Genomic DNA, 10,624 nt, shown 5'->3' on the forward strand with positions numbered 1-10,624 from the left:
TGCCTTGCGTCTTGCTGCTGTGTCCTTGATTGCCGCCATTCTTCGTATTTCGATTGTTTGACATTAGAATCCCTTCCTTTTCATTCTGGTATTCATGCCAAACCTAGTATGTCCCAGACGGCTTATTCCTAATGAAGAATTACTTCGCTTCACCCATAAATACTTTCTTTCCGTCCTCATACTTGTACACGTATACGGAAGCAAAGTCGTTATCGCCTTTATCATTGAATGTTACGTTGACGAATTTGCCTTTGTAATCTTTGGTTTTGTGAACAGCTTCCAGCACTTGTTCACGAGTTGGCTTTTTGCCGCCGTTTGCTTTGATCGCTTCTTCCAGTCCGTTCAGCATAACACCCATGGAGTCATAGCCAAACGAAGTGAAAATCCCAACTTTGTTGCCTGTCGCGCTCTCGAAGTCTGTGATCCATTTCTTGCCGTCTTCGGTAGCACCAATATCGCCTACAGTAGAAGTAAAGACTACGTTATTGGCATTTTCCGCACCAGCAATTTTCACCATGTCAGCGGAGTCGTAGCCATCGCCACCCATGAAGACACCTTTGAAGCCTTTTTCACGTGCTTGCTTCACAATGATCCCTGCATCAGAGTAGTATCCACCGAAGTAGATCATCTCTGGATTTTTCGCAAGGATTTGGGTGATGATCGCACTATAATCCTTCTCGCCTGCCGTTACCCCTTCAAAGCCGAGAACTTGTACACCGTCTTTTTCAAATTGCTTTTTCACTTCTTCCGCAAGACCTTGTCCATAAGCAGCCTTGTCATGCATGACGAAAGCCGTTTTTACATTCAACTGATTTTTGGCAAAAATAGCAGCCTTGGAGCCTTGCTGATCATCACGCGCACAAATGCGGTGTACGATCTTCTTGCCTTGCTCAGTCAAATCTGATCCCGTTGCGGAAGGAGATACCATCACAAGCTTCTCTTGCTCGTATTGCGCTGCTGCTGTAATCGAAGCACCTGTTGTAGCATGGCCTACCACCCCGACTACATCAGGATTCGAAATCAACATTTGCGCGACTGCTACCCCTTGTTTCGGGTCAGCTTGGTCGTCTTGAGCGGACAATTGAACGTCAAAGCCAAGTGCTTTGAATGCCTCCGCCTTTTCTTTCAACGCATATTCAGCACCAGCTTTTGCTGTGCTTCCGTAATCGGAGTACTGACCAGACATCGGACCAACGACAGCAATCACGAGCTTCTCAGTTGCTCCGCTTGCACCGCCCGTGCTTCCTCCGCTATTATTGCTCGGCTGTGGTGTCGCGCTTTGTCCACCAGTCCCTGTACCTCCACCGCAGCCTGCGAGCAATGTGCTCAAAGCAAATGTTGCAGCCAGTATCGACAATGATTTCTGTTTTTTCATAGCAAAACATCCCCCTCTTTATTTATGAGCAAACTATGAATCACAATCTTATTGTAGGATATTTTAGAAAATTTGCAATAGAAATGATTAAAAGAAGAATCAATCAAAAAGCCTCTATCGCTGTCTGCTAATAGAGGCGTACACGTGTAGTATTGAGGCAGATAGCCACTTCTACGCATAGAAGTGGCTATCTTGATGAGAAGTTCCATTCATTTTTAGGAATTAATTGGAATGCTCAGCTTGTAAGTGAGCGTTTTTGCATCGTACTCTACTTTTGCACCCAATTCTTGGGCAATAAATACGAGAGGAACGAGTACTGCTCCGGTCACTGGACGTGGCGGATTTGCTACACTGGTTTCTTTGCCGTTTTTATAAGCAAAGTTTTTGTTTTCGTACATACGCAGAGCGTACGTGTTGTCTTTGGCAACCAGCAGAGATTTGGTCGTGCTATCCCAAGCTGCGGAACCACCCAAAGCAATCGCCAATGTGCTCGCATTCACATACGCAACACCATTTTCAGTAACGATTTCTTGTGGGAATGGGAACTCCTTGCCGTTTAGCTGAACCTTGATTTTTTGTTGCTGTACAGGAGCAGGAGCAGTTTGGGCAAACGCAGCCGTTGCCGCTACACTTCCTGTTAGAAGAGCCGCTGTCAGCATCATTGTCGAAAACTTGCGAAGCATAATGAACACCCCTCAAATATCATGAAATGAATTCCAATTTTGTAATGTTCGACACAAATCAACTTTTTCCTTCTTTTTTATCCCATACATTTCCTATGTAATTCTCTCGCCAAACATGACCAGACTAATGAAAAAATAAATATCCCGCGAACAAATGTTTTTGTGCACAACCTGTGTATAACATTGTGGATAACTTTCGAAAGTGAGGTTTGCCATGGCAGGGGAACGTTTTTTTCTCATTTATCAAGAGGCCAGTGACGAAGAATGCTTATTGACCATTGAACCATACAAAGACCAACAGGAGCTAGCGGAAGCCATCAATCAATTGCAAGCCAAACAAGTCGATGAGTATACGATCATCAAGGGAAAAAAGATGAAAGCCACGCTGAAACTCGCCGTCGATTTGACCGAAGCCGATGAGAATTCCAAGGAATGAATGTTTTCTTTTTCGAGTAGGTTTAGACAGAGGGAAATTGGCAAACATGGTAGTGAGGGAGCGCACTTATGTGTTTGACCTTCATTGACCTTTTGTGTATGATATTGTTACAAAGAGAGGAGGAAGACTAGATGCATATGAATTTAATTCCAACCGTCATTGAACAGACAAACCGCGGGGAACGTGCTTACGACATTTATTCCCGCCTGCTCAAAGACCGCATCATCTTTCTGGGAACCCCAATCAACGACACCGTAGCCAATATCGTTGTGGCACAGTTGTTGTTCCTTCAGGCGGAAGATCCGGAGAAAGACATTCACTTGTACATAAACAGCCCAGGCGGTTCTATTACTGCTGGTATGGCGATTTACGATACTATGCACTTCATCAAGCCTGATGTATCCACCATTTGTATCGGAATGGCTGCTTCGATGGGAGCATTCCTGCTGGCTGCTGGGGCAAAAGGCAAGCGTTTTGCTCTGCCAAACAGTGAAGTCATGATCCACCAACCATTGGGTGGTGCCCAAGGACAAGCGAGCGACATTGAGATTGCCGCAAAACGTATTTTGAAGATGCGTGATCATCTGAACACCATCCTGGCTGATCGCACTGGACAGCCTTTGGAGCGCATCCAAAAGGATACCGATCGCGACAACTTCCTCTCTGCCGCAGAAGCAGTAGAGTATGGATTGATTGACAAAGTCATCACTTCCGAACCGTCTTCCAAAAAATAAGCGATACGTAGTAAAAAAGAAGCACTCGTGCCTGGACTACTGGCCGAGTGTTCTTTTGTATGCCGAGCAAACCCCAAGGGCTTCCCTTCGTTTGCTCGGCTTTTTCGATGGGTCATTGTGATACTTCCATTAACTGACTGACGTAGACAGTCTGGCTATGTGCTGGATTTTTTTCGTCATGCACACGTGCTGTCGAGGTTTTTTCGTCTACAGCATCGATCCAAACAGCTTGTCCCTCGTACTCTACCTTGATATGGTCGTCGGATTTCATGATGGATTGTGCTCTCGTTACATTCATAAGCGGCTCCCCCTCTACTGGTCATCGTCAAGGACTTGCTTGGCTGATGTAGCCCCTGTCATCGTGTCTACAGACGTTTCTTCAATCAGGCCGTTTTGGTCGGAAACAACTCCGCCCCCCAGTCCCTCGTTCACCATCCGATCAATGTCCATATCATAACAATCGCGGCCTTCGTAACACTTATCACGGTTACTCATGTCTCATCCCTCCTTCATGCAATATACATGGTTAGAAATGCCCTGCCCGAAGTGAATTGATACATATTCATCAAGATGACCAACAAAAAAAGACACCTCCCTAAAAGGGAAAAGTGTCTCTCGTGACTCTATTCTTCCTTGCTTACCAAATTCGTAAGGCTGGTGACTGCCTGGGAGGCATCCGGCCCTTCTGCCAAAATGGTAATTTCCGTTCCAGAACTGATTGCGAGGCTCATGATACCCATGATGCTTTTCGCATTGACCTTCTTGTTGCCTTTTTCAACGAATACTTCCGATGCAAAACGGTTAGCTTCCTGTACGAAAAAGGCTGCTGGACGAGCTTGCAAACCGGTCTTTAACTGAACCACGACCTGCTGTTGAACCATGAATGGACCTCCTTACTTGTAGACTATTATCCTTTAGTATATCATGCATCTACATCGAAATATTTTGTTTTTCTCGTATTTTGTCAGCGATTTCGTTAATTTTTCGCAAGCGGTGGTTAATGCCCGATTTGCTTACTACTCCGCTTGGCACCATCTCGCCCAATTCTTTCAAATTGATGTCAGGATGAGCCACTCGAAGCTCCGCGACCTCACGCAGACGTTTTGGCAAATTCTCCAATCCCATCTCTTGATCGATGAGCTGAATATTTTCCATTTGTCTCGTGGCTGCATTCACCGTTTTGTTTATGTTGGCGATTTCACAATTGTGTAAACGGTTTACCGAGTTCCGCATGTCCTTTACGATTCGGACGTCCTCGAAATACAGAAGCGCCTGATGAGCCCCTATCAAGCTCAAAAACTCTGTAATCTTTTCGCCTTCTTTGATATAGAGAACATACCCTTTTTTCCGCTCGATGCACTTGGCATTTAGTTTATACCGATTGGCGATCTTGGTCAATGCTTCGCAAAAATCCTGATAGGAAGTGAAAATCTCCAGATGGTAGCTGGATGCCTCTGGATGATTTACAGATCCCCCCGCCAAAAAAGCACCCCGCAAATAAGCAGCGCGGCAACAGGATTTTTTCACGATCTCAGGAGCGATTCCTGGAATAAACGATAGGCTTTGATCCATGATGCCCAAGTCCTGCAAGATCTCATTGGCCTTATTCGGAATACGCACAATGTAGACGTTGTTCTTTTTCAGACGCATTTTTTTGCGAACCAGCAGTTCAGCGTGTATCTGAAACAACCTCTTGATTAATGTGTAAATGCGTCGGGCAATCGCCGCGTTCTCTGTCGTCACATCCAGCACCAGTCGTCCGGCTCCAAACTGCAGACTTCCATTCATCCGAATCAAGGCTGAGAGCTCTGCCTTGCTGCAGCAATCGGCACCCTCCGTCATGGTCAGTTCTTTTTTGGTATGCGCGGCGAATGACATCGACTTCACTACTCCTTCTCTATCTTCAGCACCTTCCGTCTACGTTTGACGAGTGACACAACCTGCTTGCTGACAGCATGTGCATCATGACGTAGGTAGCCATCCTCAAATGTGACTAACGGCTTCGCCACCACATGCAGACCGAGTTGGCGCAATTGCTTTAGGTCACATCGGACAGGAGCTGCTCCTTTTTCCGCGTATTTGTCCAATACATGGGTAGGCAGCTCGGCTGAATTGACAATGATCGTATCCAGAAATGGTCTATCTACATGTTCATACATGACATTCACGTGCTTGGATGCAGAAAAACCGTCTGTCTCCCCCGGTTGTGTCATGACGTTACAAATGTAGATTTTCGGGGCTTGTGCGCGTGTAATCGCTTCAAATAACCCGCGTACTAATAAATTGGGCAGAATGCTCGTGTACAAGCTGCCAGGCCCAATCAAAATGGCATCCGCGTCGGCAATGGCCATCAGGGCCTCGCTCAGAGGAACAGCATCCTCCGGATCAAGGAACACCCGCTTGATTTCTTTGCCAGTCAACGGTATTTGGGATTCTCCGATTACGAGAGATCCATCTGTCATTTCCGCTTTCAACCGAATCGATTGCGTGGAAGCTGGCAATACATCTCCACGCACTGCCAAAACCCCGCTTAATGTTTTGACTGCGGTGACAAAATCTCCAGTGATTTCGTTCATCGCTGCAAGTAATAGATTTCCCAAATTATGCCCGGCTAATCCCGTGCCTGTGGAAAAACGATACTGCATGACTTTTTCCATCAGCGGCTCTGTATCGGCCAGAGCAGTCAAGACGTTTCGAATGTCGCCAGGTGGAAGCATATCCATTTCTTCTCGCAAACGTCCAGAGCTTCCCCCATCGTCTGCTACCGTCACAATCGCTGTAATATGCACCGGCTCGTGCTTCAAACCGCGTAGAAGGACGGACAGACCCGTTCCTCCGCCAATAACGACTACCCGTAATGGCCTTGACTGTAGCCTCCCGACTCCCTTAGTAGGCATATGTCACCTCATTAGTTCTAATACACATACCACAGGTGGCTTTTTACGTACGCTTCAGTCTTTCCTGCCATCTTATGCTCATTTGTTTTTTTCCATGTCTCGATGACTGACACGGACAGAAAAATCTTTGCCAAAGGTTTCTCCCAAATGTTCTGCAATAGCGACCGAGCGATGCTTGCCACCGGTGCATCCAATTCCTATCACAAGTTGACTTTTTCCTTCACGCTGGTAATGCGGCAGGGTATACCCCAAAAAGTCTGTAAGCTTTTCTAAGAATTCCTTTGTGTCCTTGTGCTGCATCACATACTCTGCCACGTCTGGATCACATCCTGTTTTCGGACGCAAATCCTCCACATAATGCGGGTTGGGCAAAAAACGAACATCGAACATCAAATCAGCGTCTATCGGTGCGCCGTATTTGAAACCAAACGACAAAACATTAATCGTAAGTGGTGATCCTTGTTGACCGTATTGGTTGATGATTTTTTCTCGAAGCTGTACTGGCTTCATTTGACTCGTATCGATAATCTGATGCGCCCAGCCCTTCATTTCCTGCAACAAACGGCGCTCAGCGTGAATTCCTTCCAAAGGCGAACCGTTTGGAGAAAGCGGATGTCTGCGACGTGTTTCCTTATAGCGAGAAACCAGTGTCTGATCGTTCGCATCCAGATAAAGGATGTGGTACGATAATCCATTCATCTGATTGAGGCTTTCCATGGTTACGGCTAGATTTTCAAAAAACTCACGCCCTCGCAAGTCAATCACCAATGCGACTCGCTCAATACTCCCACCAGACTGTTTGACCAACTCAGCAAATTTGGGAATCAGTACAGGGGGTAGGTTGTCTACACAAAAAAAGCCCAGGTCCTCCAAGCTTTGTACAGCAACTGTCTTTCCCGCACCTGACATTCCGGTAATAATCAGGAGATTCATGGCCTTGTCGTTTCCCAATTCCGTCACGCAACTCGCCTCCTACGATTCTGACAATAGCATACCATATTGTCCACCTTATTCGCACCTTTTTGAACCGCTTCCCCTGTTTTTCCAATGACGTCTTCTACAGGCGTACAAGCTTTTTTAGAAAAAAAGATGCGTGACTGAATGCCAGCCACGCAACAATTGTTTATATAGATAAGGGGGTCAATTCATTGTCTATAGATTACTCTTGAATTATTTCACCCATGTTACAAGCAGGTTAAGAGATTGTGACATTTTGTTCTTTTAGCTTTTCATTCAGCTCTTCTACATAGTGTTGAGCAGATTGAGCAGCGATAGAACCGTCTCCAGTAGCTGTCACGACTTGACGCAGCATTTTTTCGCGTACATCTCCTGCTGCAAAAACACCTTTTACTTTGGTGTTCATTTTTTCGTCTGTCAGTACGTAGCCTGCGTCGTTAGTGATGCCCAGTGGACGTACGCTTGCAGTCAATGGGTCCATACCTACGTAGATAAACACCCCGTCCGCTGGGAATTCTTTTTGTTCACCAGTTTTGGTGTTTTGCAAGAGAACCGCTTGTACTTTGCCTTCACCACGGATCTCTTTTAGTTCTGTATCCCAGATCACTTCGATTTTTTCGTTATCGAAAGCGCGTTTTTGCAGGATTTTCTGTGCACGGAACTGATCACGACGGTGTACGATCGTCACTTTGGAAGCGAAGCGAGTAAGGAATACAGCTTCTTCCACCGCGGAGTCTCCTCCACCAACTACCACCAGCTCTTTATTGCGGAAAAATGCACCGTCGCAAACCGCGCAGTAAGAAACGCCACGGCCGGACAATTCTTTTTCGCCTGGTACACCGAGCAAACGATGCTCTGCACCAGTTGCCACAATAACAGATTTTGTCAAGTATTCCTTGTCACCCGTGATAACGCGCTTGTACGGCTCTTCATCGCGGATTTCCTTGATTTCGCCATATGCATACTCCGCACCAAATTGCTGTGCATGCTCAAACATTTTTGTAGAGAGATCAGGACCAAGAATGGAAGTGAAACCTGGGTAGTTTTCGATATCTTCCGTGTTCGCCATTTGACCGCCTGGGATTCCTCTCTCCAGCATCAATGTGCTCATGTTCGCACGGGATGTATATACAGCAGCCGTCATTCCAGCAGGGCCAGCTCCGGCGATAATCACATCATAAATTTTTTGATCGCTCATGCTTGTTGCCTCCTCATCTCACACAGTTCTGTTTCCTTATTTAAATTAATTATAATGTAATAATCTATTTAAAATCCAGTGTCGACAAAACTTTGACGCACTTTGCCAAGGTAGCGGCAGAAATGCCATATTTTTGAGCTAGAAGGGCTTGTGACTGCTTTTCGTTGGTTATCGTTCCGTATACATATTCTAATGCTGCGACCCACGCTACTTCTTTTCGCACTTGTACACGACTTTGGGCATATTCATGATGCTTGCGCCATACATCGAGGCACCATTCTCCGGCCTCTTGCTTGCCCTGCGAGAGCAAATAACGGCTTATGCCTTCTTCTATACTGCTCTTTTGCTCTTCCGTCGTCGGTGAATCATTCGATCCTTCAGGAGTTCCCTCTGGCATGTCTGCACCCATATCAGCCAAAGCCAGCAAAGCCAACTTTTGCAGCTGCTGGTTATCCGTCTGGTAATAAAATTGACGGACCGCAGTTTCAGCTTCATCGTCTCCAATCAGAGACAACGTTTGCAGCACCGCAAATTTCACTTCATCGCGTCCATGTTGCAATGCCCAGAGAAGGGAAGCTCGGATCATTGGATCTGTTTTAAAATCTTCCACTCCCGTGAATGAAGCCTTTTCCCAAGAAACATCACGTTGGGTCGTATTGTATTGGTAGGGGATCGGTTTTATAGTCTCCCCTTCTTGTTCGTTTTTTACCATTTGAATGTATTGATCTGCGATTCCTGCTTCTGGATCTAGCTGCTTGGCTTTTTGCCACCAGCGCAGTGCCTGATCCTTTTTCCCGCTCAAATAAGCTGAGATCGCAGCATAGTGGTACGTGCACGCTTCATGCGGCCGTCCATTTCGCAGCATGCGTTGGTAATGGAAATACGCTTCATCATGCTGGCCGAGCACTCCCATGGTTGTTGCCAGCTTATAAGTATTTTCCGGATGGAACGGAACGACCTTTTTCAGCACATCAATCAAGCTCAACAGCTCTGTCGTTTGATTGTGATGGGAGAGCAAAACCGCCAAATTGCACAGTGCATGCAGGTTTCCTTCTTCCTTATCCAGCGTCTGTTCGATTGTCTCCATCGCCTTCTTGAATTCTCCAGCATAATAGTAGGCGAGAGATAAATTGTTCCACGCCGGCAAAAAGTCAGGATCGGCCTCGACGATTTCTTTTAAAGTATCCAGTGCCTCCAGGAAACGTCCCTCTTCCAGACTGCGACGAGCTCGTTCATGCTTGCTGTATACGTCCTCTTTTTCGCTTGGGAGGAAGTGTCGCGGTGGCATGTCCAGCTCAAAGTAAATATAGTCGAGGAGCTCTTCAGCATCTTCCCGATACGGTCCGGTACTGTCCTCTTGTAAATAACGAACAGCCATTTCTTCTGCCATATGGTAATCTTCTAAGTTGGCATAGTTGTTCGCCATGTAGAAATACACTTCTGTCATGGATGGGTCCCATTTTTCTATCACTTCATAGAGGACTTCATTCGACGCTTCAAACTGTCCGGTTTCAGCTAAGGCACTAGCCAAATGGCAATGGCATTCTGCATTCGTCGGCTCCATTTCAACTGCTCGGCGAAATGAACGCAATGCTTTATCATAGTCGTACCGATTCAAACAACGCATTCCCCGGTCAACAAAAAAAGCAGCATCTTGCTTAAAGTCAACGACGGTCGTTTTCTTCAAAATACTTTTGTTATGTTTCATAAAACCTCCAACATCGTAGGAGCTTACACTCCAAGTATCGTACCAGAAGCATCAGCACCCTACAAGCTGACTCGTCTTTTAAAGTGTTCAGCGGATAAAGCAAGAAACACCACTGGCCCATAGCAAGTGGTGTTTACGAACAAAAATGGAGCGGACGAAGGGTCTCGAACCCTCGACCTTCGCCTTGGCAAGGCGACGCTCTACCAATTGAGCTACGTCCGCATATCTTATCAACTATTCATATTTTGTCCGATTGAAAAACTGGTGAGCCATGAAGGACTCGAACCTTCGACCCTCTGATTAAAAGTCAGATGCTCTACCAACTGAGCTAATGGCTCGTACATGGTGGCTCGGGACGGAATCGAACCGCCGACACGAGGATTTTCAGTCCTCTGCTCTACCGACTGAGCTACCGAGCCATATACTTTGTTCGCCACTCTTGAGTAAGAATGGCGGAGCTGACGGGACTCGAACCCGCGACCTCCGGTGTGACAGACCGGCGTGAACTCCAACTTCACCACAGCTCCATATAGAAGGCTTGTTCCTTCAAAACTGAATACGCATGATTGCTAAGTGTGTGGATAAGTCCTCGACCGATTAGTATTCGTCAGCTCCACGCGTTACCGCGCTTCCACA

12 protein-coding genes and 4 tRNA genes are annotated in these 10,624 nt (G+C 46.4%); 2 read left to right on the forward strand and 14 right to left on the reverse strand.

From position 1 onward, the window contains the following. Window positions 1–139: 139 nt before the first annotated feature. A complete protein-coding gene (locus FB479_RS22725; protein WP_106656361.1) occupies window positions 140–1,375 on the reverse strand; it encodes a branched-chain amino acid ABC transporter substrate-binding protein in 1,236 nt (411 codons plus the stop codon). Window positions 1,376–1,590: 215 nt separating this feature from the next. After that, entirely contained in the window at window positions 1,591–2,058 is a 468-nt protein-coding gene (locus FB479_RS22730) for a copper amine oxidase N-terminal domain-containing protein (RefSeq protein WP_106656362.1), read from the reverse strand. A gap of 214 nt (window positions 2,059–2,272) precedes the next feature. Between FB479_RS22730 and FB479_RS22735 the strand changes: the two genes are divergently transcribed. Together FB479_RS22735 and clpP are read left to right on the forward strand one after the other, a co-directional pair. Then, on the forward strand, window positions 2,273–2,494 hold the full coding sequence (locus tag FB479_RS22735) for a hypothetical protein (RefSeq protein WP_026043328.1): 222 nt from the start codon (window positions 2,273–2,275) through the stop codon (window positions 2,492–2,494). 137 nt (window positions 2,495–2,631) lie between these two features. After that, a complete protein-coding gene (gene clpP / locus FB479_RS22740; RefSeq protein WP_185746401.1) occupies window positions 2,632–3,228 on the forward strand; it encodes an ATP-dependent Clp endopeptidase proteolytic subunit ClpP in 597 nt (198 codons plus the stop codon). A 112-nt stretch (window positions 3,229–3,340) separates the two neighbouring features. Here the strand turns inward: clpP and FB479_RS22745 are convergent, their stop codons facing one another. The 12 genes from FB479_RS22745 to FB479_RS22800 all read right to left on the reverse strand — a co-directional run bounded on the left by FB479_RS22745 (window position 3,341) and on the right by FB479_RS22800 (window position 10,515). Beyond that, window positions 3,341–3,526, reverse strand: coding sequence for an H-type small acid-soluble spore protein (locus tag FB479_RS22745; RefSeq protein ID WP_106656363.1), 186 nt, complete (start codon window positions 3,524–3,526; stop codon window positions 3,341–3,343). Between the two features lie 14 nt (window positions 3,527–3,540). Beyond that, entirely contained in the window at window positions 3,541–3,723 is a 183-nt protein-coding gene (locus FB479_RS22750; protein WP_142066811.1) for a hypothetical protein, read from the reverse strand. 128 nt (window positions 3,724–3,851) lie between these two features. Then, the gene (locus FB479_RS22755; protein ID WP_048034964.1) at window positions 3,852–4,109 is read right to left on the reverse strand and encodes an HPr family phosphocarrier protein; all 258 of its coding nucleotides are present in this window, start codon (window positions 4,107–4,109) and stop codon (window positions 3,852–3,854) included. A gap of 49 nt (window positions 4,110–4,158) precedes the next feature. Then, on the reverse strand, window positions 4,159–5,106 hold the full coding sequence (whiA, locus tag FB479_RS22760; RefSeq protein WP_106656365.1) for a DNA-binding protein WhiA: 948 nt from the start codon (window positions 5,104–5,106) through the stop codon (window positions 4,159–4,161). An 8-nt stretch (window positions 5,107–5,114) separates the two neighbouring features. Then, complete coding sequence (locus FB479_RS22765; protein WP_106656366.1) at window positions 5,115–6,125, reverse strand: gluconeogenesis factor YvcK family protein; 1,011 nt, start codon at window positions 6,123–6,125, stop codon at window positions 5,115–5,117. A gap of 78 nt (window positions 6,126–6,203) precedes the next feature. Next, on the reverse strand, window positions 6,204–7,085 hold the full coding sequence (gene rapZ, locus FB479_RS22770; protein WP_106656367.1) for an RNase adapter RapZ: 882 nt from the start codon (window positions 7,083–7,085) through the stop codon (window positions 6,204–6,206). Between the two features lie 235 nt (window positions 7,086–7,320). Beyond that, window positions 7,321–8,280 carry a thioredoxin-disulfide reductase gene (gene trxB, locus FB479_RS22775; RefSeq protein ID WP_106656368.1) on the reverse strand — a complete coding sequence of 320 codons (960 nt, stop codon included), beginning with the start codon at window positions 8,278–8,280 and terminating at the stop codon, window positions 7,321–7,323. 64 nt (window positions 8,281–8,344) lie between these two features. Beyond that, a complete protein-coding gene (locus tag FB479_RS22780; RefSeq protein ID WP_142066812.1) occupies window positions 8,345–9,988 on the reverse strand; it encodes a tetratricopeptide repeat protein in 1,644 nt (547 codons plus the stop codon). A 146-nt stretch (window positions 9,989–10,134) separates the two neighbouring features. After that, window positions 10,135–10,210: transfer RNA gene (locus tag FB479_RS22785), tRNA-Gly, on the reverse strand. A gap of 40 nt (window positions 10,211–10,250) precedes the next feature. Beyond that, window positions 10,251–10,326 (reverse strand) — tRNA-Lys (locus FB479_RS22790). Between the two features lie 5 nt (window positions 10,327–10,331). After that, window positions 10,332–10,407, reverse strand: a tRNA-Phe gene (locus tag FB479_RS22795). 31 nt (window positions 10,408–10,438) lie between these two features. Then, window positions 10,439–10,515, reverse strand: a tRNA-Asp gene (locus FB479_RS22800). Window positions 10,516–10,624: the final 109 nt, after the last annotated feature.

The sequence above is a fragment of the Brevibacillus sp. AG162 genome, assembly GCF_006715575.1.
GTDB lineage: Bacteria > Bacillota > Bacilli > Brevibacillales > Brevibacillaceae > Brevibacillus > Brevibacillus brevis.

Coding starts and splice junctions, on each gene's coding strand:
- FB479_RS22725 (WP_106656361.1), bottom strand. CDS start 1,375: ATGAAAAAACAGAAATCATTGTCGATACTGGCTGCAACATTTGCTTTG.
- FB479_RS22730 (WP_106656362.1), bottom strand. CDS start 2,058: ATGCTTCGCAAGTTTTCGACAATGATGCTGACAGCGGCTCTTCTAACA.
- FB479_RS22735 (WP_026043328.1), top strand. CDS start 2,273: ATGGCAGGGGAACGTTTTTTTCTCATTTATCAAGAGGCCAGTGACGAA.
- clpP (WP_185746401.1), top strand. CDS start 2,632: ATGAATTTAATTCCAACCGTCATTGAACAGACAAACCGCGGGGAACGT.
- FB479_RS22745 (WP_106656363.1), bottom strand. CDS start 3,526: ATGAATGTAACGAGAGCACAATCCATCATGAAATCCGACGACCATATC.
- FB479_RS22750 (WP_142066811.1), bottom strand. CDS start 3,723: ATGAGTAACCGTGATAAGTGTTACGAAGGCCGCGATTGTTATGATATG.
- FB479_RS22755 (WP_048034964.1), bottom strand. CDS start 4,109: ATGGTTCAACAGCAGGTCGTGGTTCAGTTAAAGACCGGTTTGCAAGCT.
- whiA (WP_106656365.1), bottom strand. CDS start 5,106: ATGTCATTCGCCGCGCATACCAAAAAAGAACTGACCATGACGGAGGGT.
- FB479_RS22765 (WP_106656366.1), bottom strand. CDS start 6,125: ATGCCTACTAAGGGAGTCGGGAGGCTACAGTCAAGGCCATTACGGGTA.
- trxB (WP_106656368.1), bottom strand. CDS start 8,280: ATGAGCGATCAAAAAATTTATGATGTGATTATCGCCGGAGCTGGCCCT.
- FB479_RS22780 (WP_142066812.1), bottom strand. CDS start 9,988: ATGAAACATAACAAAAGTATTTTGAAGAAAACGACCGTCGTTGACTTT.